We start from the raw sequence: 22,253 nt of genomic DNA, 5'->3' as shown, positions 1-22,253 counted from the left end.
CAGAGACCGGTCAGGCACCCAGCCGGCACTCGTTGGGCAGGTCACCGCCGGAGGGCCTCGGCAGGGTCGCGCTCGGCGGTGGGTTCTGCCCGCGCTCCACCCAGCCCTCCATGGCCTCGAACGCGCTGCGGAAGCACGGCAGCAGCGGGCGAAGCCTGTCGGGGTAGGCGGCGTAGAGGCTGTCCACATGGGTTCCGTCGGTGACCCGGTAGTACCGGAACGGCCGGTGCCCGCCGACCATCTCCGCGTAGACGTCACCGGAGCGGGAGATCGGCAGCAGCGTGTCCAGCGTGCCGTGGATCGTGATCAGCGGCTTGCCGACCCGGCCGGTGAGCCCGATCTTCCGCATCGCCGCGTACGGCTTGCGCGCGTCGTAGTCGTAGTCGGCGTCGCAGGCGGGGGTGCCCGAGGCGCAGAACGGGGTGCCCGCCTCGGCGTCGCCGTCGAAGGTGGGATCGAGCTCCTCGCGGTAGACGCGCTGGGTCAGGTCCCAGTAGTACTGGTAGTGGAAGGGCCACAGGAACTCCGACCCGCGTGCGAACCCGGCGTCGTACATCGCCTGGGTGTCGCCCGCCGGATAGGCCCGCAGCGCCGGGGGCAGGTAGTTGAGCAGGTTGTCGCCCTTGACCCGCCAGAGCGTGCCCTCCCAGTCGATCCCGCCGTCATAGAGCCAGGCCCGGTTCTCCAACTGCCAGCGGACCAGGTATCCGCCGTTGGAGATGCCCGCCGCGTAGGTCCGCTTCGGGAGCCTGCCGTAGCGCTGCGCGACGACGGCCTTGGCCGCGACCGCGACCTGCGTGACCCGGTCGTTCCACTCCGCGACCGCGTCGCCGGGCCTGCGGCCGTCCTGGTGGAAGGTGACGCCGACGTTTCCCTTGTCCGTCACGGCATAGGCGTAGCCCCTGGCCAGAGCCCAGTCGGAGATGGTGAAGTCGTTCGCGTACTGCTCCCTGTTACCGGGGGTGCCCGCGACGACCAGCCCGCCGTTCCAGTCGTCGGGCAGCCGGAGCACGAACTGCGAGTCGTGGTTCCAGCCGTGCGTCGTGTTGGAGGTCGAGGTGTCGGGGAAGTAGCCGTCGACCTGGATGCCGGGCACGCCGGTGGGGTTGACCGCCCCCGCCGGGTGCAGGCCCGCCCAGTCGGCCGGGTCAGTGTGCCCGGAGACGATCGTGCCGGCCGTCGTGAGGTCGTCCAGGCACGCCTTCACCTGGTGCTCGGCCCCAGGCACCACCACCCGGTCCAGCCTGGCGCAGTGCGCCGGAGAGGTCCCCGCGCTCGCCGCGGGACTGCCCGCCAGGAGGGCGGTGAAGACGACGGCGGCGAGCCCTCCGGCCCAGCCGCGACGCGATGGTGTTGCCATGGACACTGTCAGCTCCGCTTCAGATGGTCGTCAATGATGGTGCGGAACTCCTCGGGACGTTCGATGTGCGGGCTGTGACCGGAGTCCAGCACGACCTCGGTGTACGGGCCGTACCGCTCCAGGACGGCGCGGGTCTGGGTGACCATCGGCTGCGCCGGGGTGCCCGGCGACCCGGGGACGACGCCCAGGGCGCCCAGGTGGGCCAGGTCGAACATCGAGGTGTCGGAGACGATCACGTCGGCCTCGCCCCTGACCCACAGGATCGGCGGCTTCGGGTCGATCGTGTGCAGGTCGTCGATCCGGAAGTGCGTCGGTGCGAACGCGTTGAGCACGCCCCGGGTGCCGGGCGAGACCCCCGGCCACTCCTCGGACCCCACCGCGTCACCCGGGTAGTGGTCCTCGCCGGTCCGGGTGGAGAGCATCGACGCGACCAGGGCGTCCTCGTCCCGGATCACCGTGCCGGGCTTCACGTACGTGGTCCGCATCACGTTCCTCGGTGACATCGGGGAGTCGTCGGAGGCGTCTCCCGCCGCGAGCAGCCGCACGAAGTCCGGGTTGGCGGAACCCGCGCCGGCTCCCGTGCCGTCGGGGTGGTTCAGCGCCCCGTCGGGGCCGTGCGTGCCGCCGAAGCCGTACGGGGAGATCGGGTTGACCAGCGTCACGCTCCGCACGACGGCCGGCCGGTCCCGCAGCGCCTGCAGCACCACCCCGCCGCCCATGCTCCAGCCGACCAGGTGCACGCCGTCCAGTCCGAGGGCGTCGACGAGGGCGAGCACGTCGTCGGAGTAGTCCCGCAGGCCGCGGGTGGCGTCGACCGGGGCCGGCTCGGTGTCGCCGAAGCCCCGCAGGTCGACGGCGAGCGGCCGGTGGCCCGCCTCCGCCAGGGCGAGCAGGGTGTCCCGCCAGAAGGCGGAGCTCGACACGTTCCCGTGCACGAACAGCACCGTCTCGCCACCTGCCGCCCCATCGGCGATGGACAGCATGTTCTGGGTGATGCGGGCGGTGGGTACCCGCCGGTTCTCGATGCGCATCAGATGTCTCTCCATCATGCTCAGCGGGTGGTCGGGGCCTCGTCGCGGGTACCGAGGGTGACGAGGTCACGTCCCCGGGTCTCACGTGAGACGTACACGGTGATCAGGGTGAGTACGGCGGCTCCGACCACGTACAGCATGACCGGCAGCGACGACTCGTAGGCGCTCAGCAGGGCCACCGCGATCAGCGGGGCCAGGCCGCCCGCGATGATCGAGGCGAGCTGCGAGCCGATCGACACGCCCGAGTAGCGCATCCTGGTGGCGAACAACTCGGAGAAGAACGCCGCCTGCGGGCCGTACATCGCACCGTGCAGGATCAGCCCGACGGTCACCGCCAGGGTGACCGCGGCGAAGTTCTTCGTGTCGATCAGCGGGAAGAACGCGAAGGCCCACAGGCCCACCCCGGCGGCGCCGAGCAGGTAGACGGGGCGGCGGCCGAGCCGGTCGGAGAGCGCCCCCCACAGCGGGATCGAGACGAAGTGGACGGCCGACCCGATCAGCACCGCGTTGAGCACGACGGGCTTGGTCAGCCCCGCCGACGTCGTCGCGTAGACCAGCACGAACGCGGTGAGGATGTAGTAGGAGACGTTCTCCGCGAAGCGGGCGCCGATCGCGGTGATCACGTCCCGCCAGTGGTGCCTGAACACCTCGACGATCGGCATGGACGGGGCGGGCTCGGCGTTGGCGACGGCCTGCTGGAAGACCGGCGACTCGCTGATGGACAGCCGGATCCACATGCCGACCAGTACCAGCACGCCGGAGAGCAGGAACGGCACCCGCCATCCCCAGCTCAGGAAGGCCTCGTCCGTCTGGATCGCGGCCAGCGCCGCCAGCACGGCGGTGGCCAGCAGGTTGCCGCCGGGGGCGCCCGCCTGCGGCCAGGAGGCCCAGAAGCCGCGGCGCTCCGCGTCGCCGTGCTCGGAGACGATGAGCACCGCGCCTCCCCACTCACCGCCGAGGGCGAAGCCCTGGACGAGCCGGAGCAGGGTCAGCAGCAGCGGCGCCACCATGCCGATCGCGGCGTGGGTCGGCAGGCAGCCGATCAGGAAGGTCGCCCCGCCCATCAGCAGCAGGCTGAGCACCAGCAGTTTCTTACGGCCGACCCGGTCGCCGTAGTGCCCGAAGACCAGTGCGCCCAGCGGGCGGGCCACGAAGCCCACCGCGTAGGTCAGGAACGCCAGCAGGGTGCCGGTCAGCGGCTCCGACTCGGGGAAGAAGAGCTTCGGGAAGACCAGGGCGGCGGCGGAACCGTAAAGGAAGAAGTCATACCACTCGATCGTGGTGCCGACGAGGCTGGCACCGACGATCTTTCCGATGGGGGTTCGGGTTTTCTCTGCCATCTCACTCACCAGGGGGAGTCGCTGTTGGGGGGATTTCGGCTACCGTACGTAGTGACCGGCGCCACTCCTATGGGGATGACAGCCATAGCCGACAAGCGTCCTATGTGGGTGTTCGGGGACCGTGCGATACGCCCGCGGCGGCCGGGCTTGGCGGCCGGGGCTTGGCGCAACCGGGGATCGAGGCGGAGGACCGGGCGGCGCGACCGCGTGGGCCGCTGAGTCAGCCGCTGAGACGGTGCAGGCGGAGAGCGAGTTGGATCTCCAGGGCCCGGTCGGGCGCCTGCCAGTCGTCGCCGAGGAGCTGGCCGATCCGATCCAGGCGCTGGGTGACCGTGTTGACATGGATGTGCAGGGTCTCGCTCGTACGCGACAGCGAGCCGCCCACGCCGAAGTACGCGGTGAGCGTCCGCACCAGCGCGGTGCCCTTGCGGGCGTCGTAGTCGATCACCGGGCCGAGCGTCGAGGTGAGGAACGCCCCGATGTCGCGTCCCTCGCCGACCAGCAGTCCGACGAAGCCGAGCTCTCTGGCGTCGGCGCCGTCTCCGGCCCGCCCCAGGGCCACCAGGGCGTCGGCGCAGCGCTGGGCCTCCCGGTGCCCCGCGGCCACCTCCGCGGCGCCGCGTACGGGTCCTCCGGCGCCCGCCGTGGCCGGGTGGCCCAGCGAGGCGCTCAGTTCGGTCGCCACCCGCTTCGCCAGCGGGCCGGGCCGGTCCCCCGGCAGCAGCAGGACCACCTCGTCACCGCGCTGGGCGGCCAGGCCGTGGTGCAGGGCCGCCTGGGAGGACGCCCAGAAGGCGGCCCGCTCCCGCCCGCCGCTGTGGCGGACCACGACCACCACATGGTCGGCGTCCAGGTTCACGCCCACCCGCCGGGCACGGTCGGCCAGGCCGTCGAGTTCGGGCCGCGAGATCAGGTCGTCGAGCAACTCGCCCCTGACCCGGCCCTCCGCCTCGGCCACCGTGCGCCGGAACAGCAGCAGCAACGCGGTGACCAGCGCGGCCCGCTCCAGGATGCGATGATCGGCGTCCGACATCTGGCCGCCGTTGCGCAACACCAGCGTGCACAGCGGCTCCGCTCCCACGTCCACCGAGGCGACCAGCAGGTTCCCCCGCCACACGGTGCGCCCGAGCGCCCTCGACGACCGTGCGGCGTCCGCGATCACGTCCGCCGCCTTCCGCGGCGGCTGCCCGGAGCCCTCCTTCCGCCCGGCACCGGACCTCCGGGCCGGCTTCCGGGCCGACCTCTGGGTGGATCTCGGCGCCGATCTCTGCTCGGATTCCGCCCGGTCGGGCGTCTCCTCGTCCAGCGTGCCCTCCAGCACGCTCGCGTCCCCGGCGATCGGGCGTCCGGCGTCGTCGAGCACCGTCAGCGAGCCGCCGAGCACCTCCGTCACCACCGCCGCCACGTTTTCGATCCCGCCGCCGCGCAGCACCAGACCGGTCATCCGGTCGTGTGCGAGAGCCGCGCGTTCCACCGCCTGGCTGTGCGCGTTCACCTGCCGGCTGGCCTCGCTGAGCTCCTCCAGCGCGTTCCTGGTCTCCTGCAGCAGCCGGGCGTTGTCGATCGCCACCGCCGCGTGCGCGGCCAGCGAGCCGAGCAGCGCGACCTCGTCCTGGGTGAAGGGCCGTACGCTCCGATTGGCCGCGAACAGCACCCCGATCACACGAGTGCCCAGCTTGAGCGGCACGCCGAGGATGGCGACCAGCCCCTCCTCCAGCACCGCGTCGTCGATGTCGGTCTTGTGCCGGAAGCGCGCGTCGGCGAAGTAGTCGGCGGTCGAGTACGGGGTGGCGGTCTGGGCCACCAGCCCGCCGAGACCCGCGCCCATGGGCAGCCGTAGCGCCCGGAACTTCGCCGAGACCGAGCCGTCGGTCACCCGCATCCAGGTGTCGCCTCGCTCGGGGTCGTGCAGTGTCATGTAGGCGGCATCGGTGCCGAGCAGCTGTCTGGCCCGGTGCACGATGGCCTCCAGGACGGCGTCCAGATCCCGCAGTCCCGCGAGGTCGCCGGCCGTGTCGAACAGTGCGGACAGCTCCGTCTCACGCTTCGCCCTGCGCCGCAGCAATGCCCGTACCTTCAACGCGGTGAGCTTGGCCTCTTCCAGCTCGGCCAGCGCCTCCGCGCCGATCCCGGCGCTCCTCGCCGCGAGAACGGGTCCCTCGAACTCGACCGCCGACGCCTCCCTGGCCAGCAGCTCAAGAAAGACAGTGTTGAATGCGACGCTGGCGCGTCGCGGTTCGGACGCTCTTATCCGGCTCCTTCCCTCGTCACTCATCCGCTTCGCTCCTTCGTTCCTCAGTCCAGTCGCCGGCGCGTCCTCACGGGTAGTCCCTTGAGATGGGGCGTTTGGCCCGTCCCCATGTTGTGTCCTTGCGTGTTGTCGGCGACGCCGGGATCCGGCTCCTTCCCTCGTCGTTCATCCGCTTCGCTCTGTGTTGTCGGCGACGCTGGCGCGTCGCGGTGAGGCCGCTGGGATCCGGCTCCTTCACTCCTCAGTCCAGTCCCCGGCGCGGCCTCACGGGCTCTCCTCGGTCCAGTCGTCGGCGCGGCCTCACGGGCTCTCCTCGGTCCAGTCGCCGGCGCGGCCTCATGGGGGGTCCCTTGGGATGGGGTATTTGGCCCGTCCCTATGTTGTGTCCTTTTTACCTGAGGTGGTTCGCTCCCCGGGGCGGGCTTGTGGGAGGTCAGCGGGCGGTCCAGCCGCCGTCGAGGGGGAGGGAGGTGCCGGTTATGGAGGAGGCGTGCGGGCCACAGAGGTAGGCGACGAGTTCGGCGACCTCGGCGGGTTCGATGAGCCGTTTGATGGCGGCGGGGGCGAGCATGATCTGCTCGACCACCTCGTCCCTGCCGATGCCGTGGGTCCCGGCCTGGGCGCCGATCTGGTTCTCCACCAGGGGGGTACGGACGTAGGCGGGGCTGACGCAGTTGGAGGTGACGCCGTGCGGGGCGCCCTCCAGGGCGATCACCTTGGACAGCCCTTCGAGGGCGTGCTTGGCGGTGACGTACGCGGACTTGTAGGGCGAGGCGCGGAGCCCGTGGACCGAGGAGATGTTGACGATCCGGCCCCAGCCGCGCTCGTACATTCCCGGCAGCGTCTCCCTGACCAGCAGGAAAGGTGCCTCCACCATCACTTTGAGGATTTTGGAGAACACCTCGGGGGGGAACTCCTCGATCGGGGCGACGTGCTGGAATCCCGCGTTGTTCACCAGGATGTCCGTGCCGGGCGGGATCGCCCGGGTGAAGTCCGGTGCCGACAGGTCCGCGACGACGGGTGTCCCCGAGATCTCCGCGGCGACCTTGGCCGCGGCCTCGGCGTCGATGTCGACCACCAGCACGTGTGCTCCGGCCGCGGCCAGCCGGTGCGCGCAGGCGCGCCCGATCCCGCTGCCCGCCCCGGTCACCACGGCTCGCCGACCCGCTAGGTCCATCATGCTGCCGAATCTAGGCAATGACCTGAATCCCAGCCCATGTCGCCCACCCCCACACTCCATTCCCGGTATATGTGGCCTGACTCCGCCCTCCCGCCCGGTTCGGGGAGATGCCGATGCGTGCCGGAGTACGAGCCTCCCGGGCCGGCCACCGCCGAGGGGAAGGCGGTGTCTCAGATGGTGACCGGATACCTGAGCGCCGGCTCGTCGCCGGGGAGGCCGCGGATGCCCCAGTTGACCTTGGGCGACTCCAGGATCACGATCTCCAGGTCCTCGGCGGGGAGATCGAGTGCCTCCCCGGTCCTGGTGAACAGGGCGCGGATCAGCGCGCGCTTGGCCTCGTCCGACGGATCTCGCGGTGGCGTGGGCCGGTCAGGTGGTGCCTCGCGAGGCGGGGAAGGGAGCCGCGACCCGGCGCGGCGGGGCGCGTCCGGGCGACCGTGGCGGGCGGAGGCGCGGTAGGTGGCAGCTAGGACGGAGGCCGGGTCATGGACAGCACGTCGAGCAGGTCGTCGAGCCGTTCCTCGGTGAGGGCGCCGTTGGCGACGTGGCCGCGCTCGATGACGACCTCGCGGATGGTCTTGCGCTCGGCCAGGGCCTGCTTCGCTATCTTGGCGGCCTCCTCGTACCCGACGTAGGGGTTGAGCGGGGTGACGATCGACGGCGAGGACTCCGCGTACTCGCGCAGGCGGTCGGTGTTGGCGGTTATGCCGTGTACGCACCGGTCGGCCAGTAGCCGGGAGGCGTTGGCGATCAGCCGGATGGACTCCAGGATGTTGCGCGCGATGACCGGGAGCATCACGTTGAGCTCGAACGTGCCCGAGGCGCCGGAGAAGGCGATGGCCGCGTCGTTCCCGACGACCTGGGCGACGACCATGGTCACCGCCTCGGGGACGACCGGGTTGACCTTGCCCGGCATGATCGACGAGCCGGGCTGGAGGTCGGGCAGGTTGATCTCGCCCAGCCCCGCCCGGGGACCGGAACCCATCCAGCGGAGATCGTTGGCGATCTTGTTGAGCGAGATCGCGACCGTACGGAGCTGGCCGGAGAGCTCCACGATGGCGTCCCGGGCACCCTGGGCCTCGAAGTGGTCGGGAGCCTCGGAGAACGGCAGCCCGGTGGCCTCGCGCAGCTTCTCGATGACCTTGGCCGCGAAGCCGGGAGGGGTGTTGACGCCGGTGCCGACCGCCGTACCGCCCAGGGGCAGCTGGGCGAGGTGCGGAAGCGCGCCGCGCACCCGCCCGATGGCGTTGTCGATCTGCGTGGCGTACCCGCCGAACTCCTGGCCCAGCGTGACCGGGGTGGCGTCCATCAGGTGCGTGCGCCCCGCCTTCACCACGCCGTCGAACTCCAGTGACTTGTCCCGCAGCGCGGTGGCCAGGTGCCGTAGGGAGGGGAGCAGGTGGTACGACACCTCGGTCATGGCGGCGACGTGGATGGAGGTGGGGAACACGTCGTTGGACGACTGTGAGGCGTTCACGTGGTCGTTGGGGTGGACGGGGCGGCCCAGCCGCTCCTCGGCGAGGGTGGCGATCACCTCGTTGGCGTTCATGTTGGAGGAGGTGCCGGAGCCGGTCTGGAAGACGTCGACGGGGAACTCGCCGTCCCACTCGTTCTCCGCGACGTCGGTGGCGGCCTCGGCGATCGCCTGCGCCATCTCCTTGTCGAGCACCCCCAGTTCGGCGTTGACCTCGGCGGAGAGGGCCTTGATCAGGCCGAGTGCGGAGATGTGCGGAACCTCCAGCCCGCGCCCGGAGACGGGGAAGTTCTCCACCGCCCGCTGGGTCTGCGCCCGCCACTTCGCGCCCGCAGGCACCCGCACCTCGCCCATCGAGTCATGCTCGATCCGATACTCGCTCATACGTCCAGTCTGCGTCCCAGGGAGTGAATCAAACCGGCGGGTGCGGGTTCTTACGGGGGAGTCCTCAGGAGAAGGCGGCCACCACCAGGATCATGATCACTACCAGTGCGATCGCGGCCACGCCCATGAGGACGAGGATGCCGATCGGGGGCTTTTTCGAGGGGGCCTGCCGCTCCCCGGGGGCGCCGGGGGTGTGCCGGCCGTTCTGACCCGCGATCGCGAACAGGTCGGTGCCCAGGCCGGGAGAGCGGCCGAAGGCGCCGTCGGAGGAGTCGGGCCCCGGCGGGCGCCAGGGCTGCGAGGACATCGGGGCTCCCGGGCCGGCGGGCCGGTTGCCGGGGAGCGGGCCGTGCGGCGGGGCGGCGGGAGCTTCCGGGCGTCCGGCGACGGGCGCCCCGAACTCCGGATCGACCGGGGGAAAGCCGTGCGGCGGGGTGGCGGAGAGATCCGGCTTTCCGCTGTCGGGGAATCCGTGCTCGTCCCCCTGCCGCCCGAAGGCGCCCGGGCCGCGACCCGCGGTCGCGGGTCCCCGGGCGACCGGAGTCCCGAGACCGGAAGGGCCCCCTCGCCCCGGGACCGGCCCGCCCGGCTCCGCGAGGGGCGGGCTGTCCGGGTAGGGCGAGGCCGTCGTGCGGCCGGGGGCCGCGGCGGGGGGTTCCGCGGCGGGCGCCGTTCCGCCGGGGATGCGCAGGCCGCCCTTGGGGCGGATGACCACCATGGTGCGGTCGGCGTCGAAGCCGTCGGTGTCGTCGTCCTCCTCCGCGTCCGGTGCGAGGGGTGTCTCCGAGGCGGGAGGGGGCGGTGCGGGGGCGGGGGCGGGGGGGATGGAGTCCGCGAGGTGCGAGGGGGTGTCCGCCACGGCCCGGAGCATCGCGCCCGCCTGAGCGGCTGTCAGCCGCGCCGTGTGGTCCTTCTCCAGCAGCTGTTCGAGCACCGGGCGTAGTGGCCCCGCCTGGGTCGGCGGGTCGACCTGCTCGCTCATCAGCGCGGCCAGGGTCTCCGCCACCGAGGCCCGCTCGTAGGCCGGGCGGCCCTCGACCGCGAAGTACAGCGTGGCGCCGAGGGACCACAGGTCCGACTCGGGTCCGTTGTGCTCGCCGCGGGCCCGCTCGGGCGCGGTGTATCCGGGAGAGCCGATCACCATGCCGGTCTTGGTGAGGCTCGTGTCGCCCTCGGCCTTGGCGATGCCGAAGTCGGTGAGAACCACCCGGCCGTTCTCGGTGATCAGCACGTTGCCGGGCTTGACGTCGCGGTGCAGCACTCCCTGGGCGTGGGCCGCGCGGAGCGCCCCCAGCAGGTCGGCCCCGATCTCGGCGACCAGGCGGGGCGGGAGCGGCCCCTCCTCCTCGATCACCTGCTCCAGGGAGCGTGCCTGCACGAGCTCCATGATGATCCAGGGGCTGCCATCCTCGACGATGGCGTCGTGCACCGTGGCCACCGAGGGATGACTGATACGGGCGGCCGTGCGCCCCTCGCGGATCATCCGTTCCCGAAGTTCGGCGCGTTGCGCCTCGCTGAGGCCGGGCTCCTGACGGATCTCCTTGATCGCGACTTCACGGCCGAGGGAACGGTCACGGGCTTTCCACACTGTGCCCATCGTGCCCCGGCCGAGCGGCGCGATCAGCTCGTAACGGTCCGCGAGCACGCGCATCTGCTGTTCCGGCATGAGAAGAAGATAGCCATTCCACCTTGAGAAGCGCTTTACCCGCGCTTACGGAGTTCCCTCGGCCAGAGAAGACGCGGGAGCATCAACCTTATAAGGGGTGTCATAAAACGGACAAATGGGCGATAGTTTGGCGAAACATCCGCCGGCTTTCTGTGTACGCCCTCGCCAGGGCGCCAGTGCGCGCGAGGTTGGGGCACCGGTGCCGACATCGGCCCGGACGGCGGCGGGGCCGACATGGGCGACGAGAGCCGAGGCGCCGACGTCGGCGCCGGCACCGAGCCGAACCGGTGCAGCCCGCGGTGCTGGGAGCGACGGCCGAACGGCGGAACCGGGGTCCCGCCGGACCCGCCCATGGGCGGCCTGCCGTCGGGGCGCCTGGCGGGCCTGATGTCGGGCCTGACATCGGGCCGTGCGGGCCTGACGTCGGGCCGGGCCGGAGGCATGGTGAAGGAATCCTCGACCAGCCCGCCGGCCGCCACCCGGGCGAGCATCAGCGAGGCCCGTCCGGTGTCGAGCCGGGAGTTCGGGTCGATCGTGAGGAGGCCCCGCAGCACCGGCGTCAGCGGGCCTGCCCGCTCCATGGGGATCGGCTCGCCACTGGTCAGCGCGGCGAGCGCGGCCGCGGCCGTACGGCGGCCGTGCAGGCCGCGGCCCTCGACGGCGGTGTAGAGGGTCGCGCCGAGTGACCACAGGTCGCCGGACGGGCTGGCCTTGGCGCCCAGCACGCGCTCGGGGGCGATGTATCCGGCCGAGCCCAGCACGATGCCCGCCTGGGTGATCGACACGTCGCCTTCCAGCGCGGCCAGGCCGAAGTCGGTGAGCACCGCCCGGTCGTCGGTCACCAGGACGTTGCTGGGCTTCACGTCGCGGTGGAGGATCCCCTTGGCGTGCACGGCGCGCAGCGCCCCCAGGACCTGGCGGCCGATCTCCGCCACCTGGCGTGGCGGCAGCGGGCCGTGGTCCTGCAGGAGCTGCTCCAGCGATCTGGCGCGGAGCAGCTCCATCACGATCCAGGGGCGCTCGTCCTCGGTGACGACGTCGAAGACCGTGATGACCGAGGGGTGGGCGACCATCGCGGTCGCCCGTCCCTCGCGTTCGGTCCTGGCGCACAGCTCGGCGCGGAGATCCTCATCGAGGATCAGGGGGAGGCGGACCTCCTTGACGGCCACCTCGCGGTTGAGCAACTCGTCATGTGCGCGCCAGACAGTGCCCATGCCACCGCGCCCAACCGGTTCTGACAGCCGGTAGCGCGCTGCAAGAAGGTATCCGGGCGGCGCACGCATGTGGTGCAGCTTACCGATTTGCGTAATGAGACCAGTAGAGACCGGGCCGAATCTTCTTGCCAACTTCGGTCAGATTTTCGCGCTCGTAACTGTTGGGAAGCGCTGCGTGATATCTGACAAATTGCGAGGGGCCACAGCTTCTCCCGATAATCGGGACGTATGCAGCGATACTGCAGGTAATAAGCATATTTCCGGCATCGAAGATCGTTGGCGGGCGCCCGAGGTCGAGTTCGTCGACCTCGGGCGCCGGTGTCACGGAGTCCGGGGAAGGCCGGTGGCGGTCAGCGGCGGCCGATGCTCAGGACGGGCCCGGTCGTGTCCGTGAAGAAGTCTTCGCCCTTGTCGTTGACCACGATGAAGGCGGGGAAGTCCTCGACCTCGATCTTCCAGACGGCCTCCATGCCCAGCTCGGGATATTCCAGGACTTCCACCTTCCTGATGCAGTCCTGGGCGAGGCGGGCGGCGGGGCCGCCGATGGAGCCGAGGTAGAAGCCGCCGTGGGTTTTGCAGGCGTCCGTGACCTGCTTGGAGCGGTTGCCCTTGGCAAGCATGATCTTGGAGCCGCCGGCGGCCTGGAAGCGTTCGACGTAGGAGTCCATCCGGCCGGCGGTGGTCGGGCCGAAGGAGCCGGAGGCGTAGCCCTCGGGGGTCTTGGCGGGGCCGGCGTAGTAGACCGCGTGGTCCTTGAGGTACTGCGGCATCTCGCCGCCCGCGTCCAGCAGTTCGCCGATCTTGGCGTGCGCGATGTCGCGGGCCACCACGAGCGGTCCGGTCAGCGACAGGCGGGTCTTGACCGGGTACCTGGTCAGCTCGGAGAGGATCTCCTGCATCGGGCGGTTGAGGTCGATCTTCACCACGTCGTCCGACAGGTGCTCGTCCGTGGTCTCCGGCAGGAACCTGGCCGGGTCGGTCTCCAGCCGCTCCAGGAAGATCCCCGCGGGGGTGATCTTCGCCAGGGCCTGGCGGTCGGCGCTGCAGGAGACCGCGATGGCGACGGGGCAGGAGGCGCCGTGGCGGGGGAGGCGGATGACGCGGACGTCGTGGCAGAAGTACTTGCCGCCGAACTGCGCGCCGATGCCGAGCCTCTGGGTGAGCTCGAAGACCTTGGCCTCCAGGTCGGTGTCGCGGAAGCCGTGGCCTGCGGGGGAGCCTTCGGTGGGGATGGAGTCCAGGTAGCGGGCGCTGGCGTACTTGGCGGTCTTCAGGGCGAACTCGGCGGACGTGCCGCCGACGACGATCGCCAGGTGGTACGGCGGGCAGGCGGCGGTGCCGAGGGAGCGGATCTTCTCCTCCAGGAACTGGAGCATCCGCTTCTCGTTGAGCACGGCCTTCGTCTCCTGGTACAGGAACGACTTGTTGGCGCTGCCACCGCCCTTGGCCATGAACAGCAGCTTGTACTCGTCGGGGTGGCCGAGCGGGTCCTCGGCGTAGAGCTCGATCTGCGCGGGGAGGTTGGAGCCGGTGTTCTTCTCCTCCCACATGGTGATGGGGGCCATCTGGGAGTAGCGCAGGTTCAGCCGGGTGTAGGCGTCGTAGACGCCGCGGGAGATGTGCTCGGCGTCGGCGCCGTCGGTGAGCACGTGGCGGCCGCGCTTGCCCATCACGATCGCGGTGCCGGTGTCCTGGCACATCGGAAGCACGCCGCCCGCCGAGATCGAGGCGTTCTTCAGCAGGTCGAGGGCGACGAAGCGGTCGTTCCCGCTCGACTCGGGGTCCTCGATGATCTTGCGGAGCTGGGCCAGGTGGGACGACCGCAGGTAGTGGGAGATGTCGTGGACGGCGGTCTCGGTGAGCAGTCGCAGTGCCTCGGGCTCGACCTCCAGGAACCTGCGCCCCGCGGCCTCGACGACCCGCACCCCCTCGGTGGTGATCAGGCGGTACTCCGTCTCGTCCGGTCCCATGGGAAGCAGGTCGGTGTAGTCGAACTCGGGCATCGTCGTAGGTCCTCCGTGCGGGCGCCGTTTTCCTAGAGGGTACGGCCCTCGCGATCGTGCCCGACCTTCGCGGTCGGGCGGGAGGCGACTCTCCCCTTCTCTGTGCGAGCACCAGGGGACAGATCGTATGAAAACTACATATTTGGGACAAGAGTTAATGGCATATGCGTCTTTTGTCCACACATGTCCGAAGAAACGAGAGAAGCTGGAAAGGGGCCGGGCCGAGCGTCCGGTGGAGGTTGGGAGACATCATGGACATCGGAAACACCATCATGACCGGTGACATCATCCTGCTGATCCTCGTGGCCGTCTTCGTGGTGGCCGGTCTCGCCATATCACTGATAGCCATCACGCTGACGAGCATCAAGGAAGGCAACGGGCGGACTCCCCAGTGGCCGGTGAGCTGGCCGGACTCTCGGCGGACTGTCCCCAGGCAGCGGATCAGCGCCGAGTCCGGACAGGCGATCCTGCCCCCGCACCAGGGGGCGGTGCCCCTGCAGCGGGCCGACAAGCTCACCGAACGGGTCAGCCTGCCCCCGCAGGACGACGCGTCTTCGCAGGCGGTGAACCTGCCCCGGTAGTGGGCGCACCGGCTCTGAGGCCGATGACGATGCCGGTGACCACCAGTGCCGCGCCGAGCAGGTCGGGCACCGAGGGCGCACCGAGGCCGAGGACCGCGCCGGTGACGATGGCGCCGACCGGGATCAGCCCGGCGAACAGTCCCGCGGTCCCCGGGCCGAGCCGGGGCAGGGCGTCGTACCAGAGGAGGAACGCCACTGTGGTCACGATCAGCGACTGGTAGCCGAGGCCCGCGATCTCGGGTGCGGTCGGCACCCGGATCATCGCGGTGCCGTCCGCGAGCAGGCCCGCGATGACCAGCAGTGGCACGGCCAGCGCCGCCGAATAGGCCGAGACGCGCACGGCGCCCAGCTTCGGCAGCAGCGGGATGGCCAGCATGGAGAAGCAGATCTCGCAGCCCAGCGCGCCCAGCGACCAGAGCAGTCCGGCCAGGTCACCGCTGCCCAGCCCGGTGGCCACCGTGGCTCCGGTGACGACGACCGCCGCCGCCAGCAGGAGCCGGGGTGAGGGGCGCCCGCCGAGCAGGGCCAGTGCCAGCGGCACGGTGCCGAGGACGGTGCCGACCAGGGCCGGGCCGCCGTGCCGGGTGGCCTCGATCACGCACACATTGAAGATCACCAGCCCCGTCAGGGAGAGCGTCGCCAGCAGTGCCGTCTCACGAGGCGTGAGCCGCACGAACCGCAGCCCCGCCATCCGGGTGATCGCGAGAAGGACCGCGGCCGCCAGCAGGTAGCGCATGGCCTGGCCGCCGTAGACCGGATAGTCCCCGATCACCCCGGAGACCCCCGCCAGGGTTCCCACCAGGAACATCGCTCCCGCGGCCTCGCTCAGGCCGCGTAACTCCGGCCGGGAGGCGGTGCTGACATCCACGTTCATGTGCGGAATGCTAGGAAGCCAATGGCTCCCCTGTCGGGTCCAATGAAGCATCGAAACAGAGGACCAATTGGCCGATCTGCATCTCGTCGTCGACCGTGCGGCGGGCGGCGTCGCCGCCCAGATCGCCCGCGAGCTCCGTGAGGCGGTGCGGCGTGGACGCCTGGCGGCCGGGGTCCGGCTGCCCGCCAGCCGCGAGCTGGCCAGGGACCTCGGGCTCTCCCGGGGGGTGGTGGTCGAGGCGTACGAGCAACTCGTCGCCGAGGGCTTCCTGATCTCCAGGACCGGGGTGGGCACCACGGTGGCCCCGGCCGCCGGCCGCCCGGCGGCCCTTCCCGGTGGTCTTGCCGGCGGCCTTTCCCAGCCGCCGGACAGCGCGCCCTCGCCCGCCGATCCCGGGCCGACGAGCCCTGCGGAGGGCCGCGAGCCGTATCACGGGCGCCGCTCCACCGCGCCCGACCTGGGGGCGTTCCCCAGGGAGCGGTGGCTGGCCTCGATGAGGCGTACGCTCGCCGCGCTGCCCGTCGAGGCCCTGGACTACGGCGACCCCGGCGGTGTCTCCGCGCTCCGCGAGGAACTGGCCGCCTACCTCGGGAGGGTCCGGGCGGCCGATGTGGTCCCGGACAACCTGGTGATCGTGGGCGGGGTGGCTCAGGGGTTGAGCCTCACGGTCCAGGCGCTCGCGGGGCGGCTTCCCCGGGCTCGGGCGCGGCACGACCTCGACTGGTTCGTCCAGCGGGTCGAGTACCCGGTGCCCTCCCCGGGCCGGATCCTGCTGGCGGTCGAGGATCCGGCCGGGGTGCGCCAGCTACCGCTGCTCCGCGCGGCGGGAGCCGACCTGGTCGCCGTCCCCGTGGACGACGAGGGCATCGATGTCGGGGCACTGGCCGAGACCGGGGCGCGGGCGGTGATGCTCACTCCCGCGCACCAGTACCCGACGGGGGTCGTGCTCTCGCCCCGCCGCCGCGCCGAGCTGATCGAGTGGGCCGTCGCGACCGGCGCGATGATCCTGGAGGACGACTACGACGCGGAGTTCCGCTTCGACCGCGACCCGGTGGGCTGCCTGCAGGGGCTGGCCGCCGACCGGGTGGTCCTGGTCGGGAGCGTCAGCAAGTCGCTGGCCCCAGGGCTCCGCCTGGGCTGGGCGGTCGCGCCGCCCCGGATCGCCGGGTCGCTGCGGCTGGCCCGCGGTGAGCTGGACATGGGGTCGCCCGTCCTGGAGCAGTACGTCCTGGCCGACTTCGTGGCCACCGGCGACTACGACCGGCACCTGAGGAGGATGCGCCGGCAGTACCGCGCCCGCCGCGACGCCCTGGTGCTGGCCCTCGGCGAGCATCTTCCCGAGATCACCGTGCGGGGCGTCTCCGCCGGGCTCAACCTGCTCGCCGAGCTGCCGTACGGCTGGGACGAGGCATCGGTGGTGGCCAGGGCCGAGGAGTGCGGGCTGGCGGTCGAGCCGGTGGGGCCGATGCGGTACGCCCCCGGCCCGCCCGCGCTGTTGATGGGCTTCGCCCGCCTGCCCGGACACCGCGCGGACCAGGCGGTCCGCGCCCTCGCCAGGGCCCTAGGAGGCTGGTGTTAAACGGCCGCTTAGCGATCATGGTGGAGCGTCACACCCACAGAGCGTCCATTCCGGAGGCAGATTCGGCCTCCAAGTGGAGTGTGTGCTCCCGATCCTCACCGTTTTTGACGGCTTGGTGGAGGGACCAAGATTACTTCGCGCGAAAAACACCAGCCTCCTAGGGGCGCGCGGCGAGTTCCGGTTCCGGCTGGAAACCCCTGGCTAGGAACACGATCAGGGCCACCAGGACCACGGCGGGTACGAACGCCACGCGGACGTTCACCTCGTCGTTGAGGGTGCCGACCACGGCGGCGCCGACGAGGAAGCCGACGTAGTTGAACATGTTGACCCGCGCGATCGCGGTCTCCGCCCCGGCGCCGAGGCGCCCGGCGGCCGAGAACGACTGCGGGGCGATGACGGACAGGCCGATGCCGATCAGGCCGAACGACACGACGGCCACCACGATGCCGGGTGCGACGACGACGCCCAGCGTGCCCACGGCCGCGATCACCGCGCCCGCGCGGACGACCGGCGCGGGTCCGTACCTGCGTACCGCGAGGTCACCGGGGACCCGCGCCAGGAGCATGGTCGCCTGGTAGACGAGGTAGGCGAAGGGAACCAGCCAGCCGCTCGCCGTCAGCGCCTTCTCCATGTAGATCGTGCTGTAGTTGGAGACCGCCGCGTCACCGACGTACAGGAACGCCATCGCCAGGCAGAGCGGGATGATCGGCCGCCACGGCACCCGGGCCGCTGCGTGCGCGGCCTGTTCACCGGCCTTTTCGGCGTCCCGCCCGTAGAGGCGGGGGAGCATGACCACGGAGATCACCGCGCCGATCAGCACCGGGACGGAGAAGGACCAGCCCAGCTCGACGCCGAGCGCGCTGAAGGCGGAGTTGAATCCGGCGCCCAGCATCGAGCCGACACTCCACACGGCGTGGAAGCCGGTCAGCACGCTCATGCCGTACCGGCGCTCCACCGCGACCGCCTGCATGTTCATCGCCGCGTCCACCGCGCCGACGAACAGGCCGAACGCGGCGCTGAGCGCGTACAGCCCGGCGAGCTGCCCGTTCCAGCCGGACAGCGCCACGATGACGCAGACGCCGACCTGGGATACGCGCAGGATCGGGGCACTGCCGTACCGGCTCGCCAGCGGGCCCGCGATCGCGCTGCCGGCACCGGCGATCACCGGTACGAGCAGCAGGACCAGGGTGAGGTCGCCGTCGCTGAGCCCGAACCTGTGCTGGAGGTCGATCACATGGGTGAGCAGGGTGGCGAAGCAGAGGCCCTGGACGAAGAACGCCGCCCAGGTCGCCACGCGCGCCTGTCTGTCACGAGGGAGGGGCACGACGACCTCCGAAGAACATGAGGGGGGTTCAGGTTCTCGTCAGAGTAGGGGCGGCGTACCCGGCGGTCAATGGCCGGTTACCTGCCGGTTCTGCCTACTGGGCCGGGGTTTGCGATAAGACGGAGGGATCGGCGGAGCGCTCGGGAGGCGACGACCCGAGCTCACCGTGCCGGCCGTCCGCTTTTCCGGAACATGTCGGTGACCTGGCGACGCTACCGGAGCCCCGGCAGGGATTATGGTCGAGGTGTGGAGAGTCCCCGGCCCCCTGCCACCCGCCGTCACAGCCCCGAGCCACGTCCCGCCGACCTGAGAGCCGGAGATGCCGATCGAGAGAGGGTGGCCGCCGTACTGGGCGACGCGCTCGCCGACGGGCGTCTCGGCCACGACGAGTACGACGAGCGCGCCGAAGCGCTCTACCGTGCCCGCACGCTGGGAGAGCTCTCCGCACTCACCGCCGACCTGCTCCCGCCCGAGGCACAGCCGCTCCGCACCGACGTCGGCCCGGTGACGGCCCTGTTCGGCTCCCAGGAGCGCAGCGGCCGCTGGGTCGTGCCGACCAGCTTCTCCGCCACCGCGATCTGCGCCAACGTCAAGCTCGACCTGTGCGAGGCGCTGCTCCAGTCCAGCCGGGTGACCCTGCAGGTCACCGTGGTGGGCGGCACCCTCACCCTGATCGTCCCCGAGGGCGTGCGGATCGAGATGCCCGCCTCGTCCTTCATGGGGGGCAAGAAGAACCAGGTCCCCCCGGCCTCGCCCGACGGCCCGGTCATCGAGATCACCGGCGTCGTCACGCTCGGGAACATCGTGGCCAAGTCCCCCAAGCGCCCTCGCCGCCCCTGGTTCCGCCGCTAGCTGGCGCTGTCGAAGTTGATCGCGCTGTACGCCCGCAGCTTCCAGAGCTGGTGCTCGCTCTCGATCTTCCGGATCGTCCCGGAACGGCCGCGCATGACCAGGGAGTTGGTGACGGCCCGTCCCGCGCGGTAGCGGACGCCCTGCATCAGCTCGCCGTCGGTGATCCCGGTGGCGGCGAAGAACACGTCGTCGGACCTGACCAGGTCGTCGGTGCTCAGCGTGGCGTCGAGGTCGAGGCCCGCGTCCAGCGCCCGGCGGCGCTCGGCGTCGTCCTGCGGCCAGAGCCTGCCCTGGATGACGCCGCCCAGGCACTTGAGCGCACACGCGGCGATGATGCCCTCCGGCGTGCCGCCGATGCCGAGCATCAGGTCGACACCGGTGCCCACCCGGGCCGCCATGATCGCACCGGCCACGTCGCCGTCGGTGATGAGCCTGATCCGGGCGCCGGTCTCCCGGATCTCCTGGATGATCTTTTCGTGGCGGGGCCGGTCGAGGACGACCACGGTCACGTCCGAGGGCTCGCCGCCCTTGGCGCGGGCCACCGCGGCGATGTTGTCGGCCACCGGCGCGTTGATGTCCACGGACGAGGCGGCCTCGGGGCCGGTGACCAGCTTGTCCATGTAGAAGACGGCGGACGGGTCGTACATCGAGCCGCGCTCGCTGACCGCGATCACCGAGATCCCGTTGGGCATGCCGAGCGCGGTGAGCCGGGTGCCGTCGATCGGGTCGACGGCCACGTCGCACGCCGCGCCGCTGCCGTCACCCACCTGCTCGCCGTTGTAGAGCATCGGCGCGTTGTCCTTCTCGCCCTCGCCGATCACCACCACGCCGCGCATCGACACCGTGTTGATCAACTGGCGCATCGCGTTCACCGCGGCGCCGTCGGCGCCGTTCTTGTCACCCCGCCCGACCCAGCGGGCCGCGGCCATCGCGGCCGCCTCCGTGACGCGGACCAACTCCAGGGCGAGGTTGCGATCAGGGGCGTGCTCACCCGTGGCGAGGGCGGCAGGAACGGACGTCTGATCGGACATCTGATCGGGCATGGTGGGAAACCCCTCTCGTGGATAATGCAACGATCGTAGTTGGCGCCCCTCTGACCGGTCGGCGGAGGATAATGTGCCCACCATGAGCAGCGACGCAGAACAGCTGGTGAAAGGCGTGGGCGCGCGGACCTCCGAGCGGGGTGCCGCCACGCGCGCCGCGTTGCTGTCCGCCGCCAGGGAGATTTTCGTCACAAGCGGATTCGCCGAGGCCGGGGTCACCGACGTGGTCGCCCGCGCGGGAGCGAGTGTCGGAAGTCTTTATCATCATTTTTCCGGCAAGGCCGACCTCTACCTCACGCTCTTCGACGAGTTCCAGGCCCGGCAGACCCAGCGGACCAAGCAGGCGGTCGGTGAGGCCAGGGCGGCCGGCGAGAGCGATCCGATGCGGCTGTTCATCGCCGGGGCCCGCGCCTACCTGGAGGGTTGCCTGGCCGAGCGGGAGATCTCCGCGCTGTTCCTGCGTGGTGACGGGCCGCCGGGGTTCGAGGTCATCGTGCGCGACCGGCTCCGGCAGTGGGCCAAGCGCAACGCCGCCCTGTTCGAGGGAGACGAGGGAGCGCTGGTCGTGGTCCTCACCGGGGCGCTCGCCGCCGCGGTCTCCGAGGTCGCCCTGTCCGACGACGAGGACGCCTCACGGGCGCTCGTCGAGGACGTGCTGGCCATCATCGCCCAGATCCGCCGCCCCTGAGGGCGGACCACCCTCCCGAACAGATAGTGTCGACAGTCGTGCGAAGGTTCACTCAGGGCTTCTACGGCTATGTGGTCGCGATGGCGGTCTGCCTGGCCGCCGTCGGCCTGTTCCTGCTGGTCACACCGCAGAGCAGGACCGAGCACATCCCCAAGGTCGACTACTCGATCGCGCTGGCCGACCTGCGCCGTACGGCGCCCTTCCAGATGTGGGCCCCCGAGCCCGTCGCCGCCGGGTGGGTCCCGAACAGCTCCCGGAGCACCCGGGAGAACGGCGCCACCACCTGGAAGCTCGGCTTCGCCACCGCCAAGCGCTTCCACGCGATGCTCGCCCAGAGCGACGAGAAGCCCGCGGCCGAGTTCGCCGGCAGGCTCTCCAACACCTCCACGGTCACCGGGACCGTCCAGATCGACGGCGTGACCTGGGAGCAGCGGGTCCGCGAGGACAAGAACCAGCGCTCCCTCGTACGGTTCCTGCCCGACGTCACGATCGTCGTCACCGGAACCGCCCCCTGGGACGAGCTGTCCGCCCTGGCGGGCTCCCTCAAGCAGCAGCCGAGGAACAACTCCTAGCCGAGTGGTTCCGAAGTGATCAGCGGGCGGTCCGGGCGCCGGGAATCGCCGCTGTGACCGGCCACGTGCCGTCTGCGTTCATACCGTGCTCGATGACTCGGCTGCGCGGCGCCTTGTCGAGTTCTTGATGTTTCCCTCCTCGGCCGAGACGGACCTGCTCGGGATGACGCCGAGGCTTGGTGCCTCGACGTTCTCGATCGTCTCAGCGCGCCCAGCCGCTCCAGGAGAGTTCGGCGGCTCGGTCGCCAGCCGAGCGAGAGCGAGCAGCAGGAGTTCGCTGCTGGACCAGTCGGCGCGGTCGCCGCGGCCCAGTTCCACGACGTGCCGCATGACCTCATCGGGGGCAAAGCCCAGCGCGGCGGCGATGTGTTTGGCAGCTTGCAGAAGTTCATGGTCTCGGGCCGCCATGAGGTGGTCCTACCCTTCGGTGAAGATCTGGTCGGCTTCGAGCTGGGCGGTTCGACATCGGTCAGGGAACATCAAGGGTGTTCGATGCCAGGTCGGCGACGACTGCGATGTGGTCTGAGGGCCATGCTCCGCCGACGGGAGCATCGCCGGCGCATTGCACGGAGCGGACACGACCAAGTCCATCAAACGCCTGTGCCCCCTTCCCGTCCAGACTCTCCCGATGGGAAGCGACACCGACGACAAGCCCGGTGAACGCTCTGCCGGCAATCCACAACTCTCGTGAACGACCGGTTTCGTGAGGTTCGCCACCGCGGCGCCGGCCGCTTCCACCGGGCAGGCCGGCGCGGACGGCTACGGCCCACCGCGGGCCCAGGCCGCGCTCGCGGTGGTCGTGCCGGCACTCACCACCTTCCTGCATGCACCTGATGG

At 70.8% G+C, this 22,253-nt stretch carries 19 protein-coding genes; 5 read left to right on the top strand and 14 right to left on the bottom strand.

Annotated features, from left to right (window positions below; translation table 11 throughout):
- Positions 1-10: 10 nt before the first annotated feature.
- From ACQP0P_RS42035 to ACQP0P_RS41990, 10 genes are all read right to left on the bottom strand, one after another.
- Positions 11-1,360, bottom strand: a complete 1,350-nt coding sequence (locus ACQP0P_RS42035; RefSeq protein WP_433367051.1) for a tannase/feruloyl esterase family alpha/beta hydrolase — start codon at positions 1,358-1,360, stop codon at positions 11-13.
- An 8-nt stretch (positions 1,361-1,368) separates the two neighbouring features.
- A complete protein-coding gene (locus tag ACQP0P_RS42030) occupies positions 1,369-2,391 on the bottom strand; it encodes an alpha/beta fold hydrolase (RefSeq protein WP_433367048.1) in 1,023 nt (340 codons plus the stop codon).
- A 20-nt stretch (positions 2,392-2,411) separates the two neighbouring features.
- Positions 2,412-3,731 (bottom strand): MFS transporter, encoded by a 1,320-nt coding sequence (locus ACQP0P_RS42025; RefSeq protein ID WP_433367046.1) that lies wholly within the window; start codon positions 3,729-3,731, stop codon positions 2,412-2,414.
- Positions 3,732-3,951: 220 nt separating this feature from the next.
- Positions 3,952-6,006 carry a helix-turn-helix domain-containing protein gene (locus tag ACQP0P_RS42020; protein ID WP_433367043.1) on the bottom strand — a complete coding sequence of 685 codons (2,055 nt, stop codon included), beginning with the start codon at positions 6,004-6,006 and terminating at the stop codon, positions 3,952-3,954.
- Positions 6,007-6,415: 409 nt separating this feature from the next.
- Positions 6,416-7,159 carry a 3-hydroxybutyrate dehydrogenase gene (locus tag ACQP0P_RS42015; RefSeq protein ID WP_326646902.1) on the bottom strand — a complete coding sequence of 248 codons (744 nt, stop codon included), beginning with the start codon at positions 7,157-7,159 and terminating at the stop codon, positions 6,416-6,418.
- A gap of 173 nt (positions 7,160-7,332) precedes the next feature.
- Positions 7,333-7,473, bottom strand: a complete 141-nt coding sequence (locus ACQP0P_RS42010) for a hypothetical protein (protein WP_433382376.1) — start codon at positions 7,471-7,473, stop codon at positions 7,333-7,335.
- Positions 7,474-7,628: 155 nt separating this feature from the next.
- Positions 7,629-9,020, bottom strand: coding sequence for a class II fumarate hydratase (locus ACQP0P_RS42005; RefSeq protein ID WP_433367040.1), 1,392 nt, complete (start codon positions 9,018-9,020; stop codon positions 7,629-7,631).
- A 64-nt stretch (positions 9,021-9,084) separates the two neighbouring features.
- Entirely contained in the window at positions 9,085-10,686 is a 1,602-nt protein-coding gene (locus ACQP0P_RS42000; protein WP_433367037.1) for a protein kinase domain-containing protein, read from the bottom strand.
- 35 nt (positions 10,687-10,721) lie between these two features.
- Positions 10,722-11,900 carry a serine/threonine-protein kinase gene (locus tag ACQP0P_RS41995; RefSeq protein ID WP_433367035.1) on the bottom strand — a complete coding sequence of 393 codons (1,179 nt, stop codon included), beginning with the start codon at positions 11,898-11,900 and terminating at the stop codon, positions 10,722-10,724.
- 350 nt (positions 11,901-12,250) lie between these two features.
- On the bottom strand, positions 12,251-13,903 hold the full coding sequence (locus tag ACQP0P_RS41990; RefSeq protein WP_433367032.1) for a fumarate hydratase: 1,653 nt from the start codon (positions 13,901-13,903) through the stop codon (positions 12,251-12,253).
- Between the two features lie 251 nt (positions 13,904-14,154).
- Here ACQP0P_RS41990 and ACQP0P_RS41985 point away from each other — a divergent pair, with 251 nt between their 5' ends.
- Complete coding sequence (locus ACQP0P_RS41985; protein ID WP_433367030.1) at positions 14,155-14,484, top strand: hypothetical protein; 330 nt, start codon at positions 14,155-14,157, stop codon at positions 14,482-14,484.
- Here the strand turns inward: ACQP0P_RS41985 and ACQP0P_RS41980 are convergent.
- Positions 14,429-15,358 (bottom strand): DMT family transporter, encoded by a 930-nt coding sequence (locus ACQP0P_RS41980; RefSeq protein WP_433367027.1) that lies wholly within the window; start codon positions 15,356-15,358, stop codon positions 14,429-14,431. The two genes, ACQP0P_RS41985 and ACQP0P_RS41980, sit on opposite strands and share 56 nt — an antisense overlap.
- Positions 15,359-15,425: 67 nt before the next feature.
- On the opposite strand from ACQP0P_RS41980, the gene ACQP0P_RS41975 reads away from it, so the two are divergent.
- A complete protein-coding gene (locus ACQP0P_RS41975) occupies positions 15,426-16,937 on the top strand; it encodes a PLP-dependent aminotransferase family protein (protein ID WP_433367024.1) in 1,512 nt (503 codons plus the stop codon).
- 157 nt (positions 16,938-17,094) lie between these two features.
- On the opposite strand, the gene ACQP0P_RS41970 is transcribed toward ACQP0P_RS41975, so the two are convergent.
- Positions 17,095-18,231 (bottom strand): MFS transporter, encoded by a 1,137-nt coding sequence (locus tag ACQP0P_RS41970; RefSeq protein WP_433367022.1) that lies wholly within the window; start codon positions 18,229-18,231, stop codon positions 17,095-17,097.
- Between the two features lie 366 nt (positions 18,232-18,597).
- Between ACQP0P_RS41970 and ACQP0P_RS41965 the strand changes: the two genes are divergently transcribed.
- On the top strand, positions 18,598-19,113 hold the full coding sequence (locus ACQP0P_RS41965) for a DUF1707 SHOCT-like domain-containing protein (RefSeq protein WP_433367019.1): 516 nt from the start codon (positions 18,598-18,600) through the stop codon (positions 19,111-19,113).
- On the opposite strand, the gene glpX is transcribed toward ACQP0P_RS41965, so the two are convergent.
- Positions 19,110-20,144 carry a class II fructose-bisphosphatase gene (gene glpX, locus ACQP0P_RS41960; protein WP_433367016.1) on the bottom strand — a complete coding sequence of 345 codons (1,035 nt, stop codon included), beginning with the start codon at positions 20,142-20,144 and terminating at the stop codon, positions 19,110-19,112. The two genes, ACQP0P_RS41965 and glpX, sit on opposite strands and share 4 nt — an antisense overlap.
- Before the next feature lie 94 nt (positions 20,145-20,238).
- On the opposite strand from glpX, the gene ACQP0P_RS41955 reads away from it, so the two are divergent.
- A complete protein-coding gene (locus ACQP0P_RS41955) occupies positions 20,239-20,844 on the top strand; it encodes a TetR/AcrR family transcriptional regulator (protein WP_433367013.1) in 606 nt (201 codons plus the stop codon).
- Between the two features lie 38 nt (positions 20,845-20,882).
- The gene (locus tag ACQP0P_RS41950) at positions 20,883-21,416 is read left to right on the top strand and encodes a DUF4245 domain-containing protein (RefSeq protein WP_433367010.1); all 534 of its coding nucleotides are present in this window, start codon (positions 20,883-20,885) and stop codon (positions 21,414-21,416) included.
- 78 nt (positions 21,417-21,494) lie between these two features.
- On the opposite strand, the gene ACQP0P_RS41945 is transcribed toward ACQP0P_RS41950, so the two are convergent.
- Positions 21,495-21,824: a hypothetical protein gene (locus ACQP0P_RS41945; RefSeq protein ID WP_433367007.1), complete on the bottom strand. Its 330-nt coding sequence runs from the start codon at positions 21,822-21,824 to the stop codon at positions 21,495-21,497.
- Between the last annotated feature and the right edge of the window lie 429 nt (positions 21,825-22,253).

The sequence above is a fragment of the Streptosporangium sp. CA-115845 genome (assembly GCF_050943795.1).
GTDB lineage: Bacteria > Actinomycetota > Actinomycetes > Streptosporangiales > Streptosporangiaceae > Streptosporangium.
Note: the sequence above shows the minus strand (reverse complement) of the source record. Positions and strands in the feature narration are given on the sequence as shown.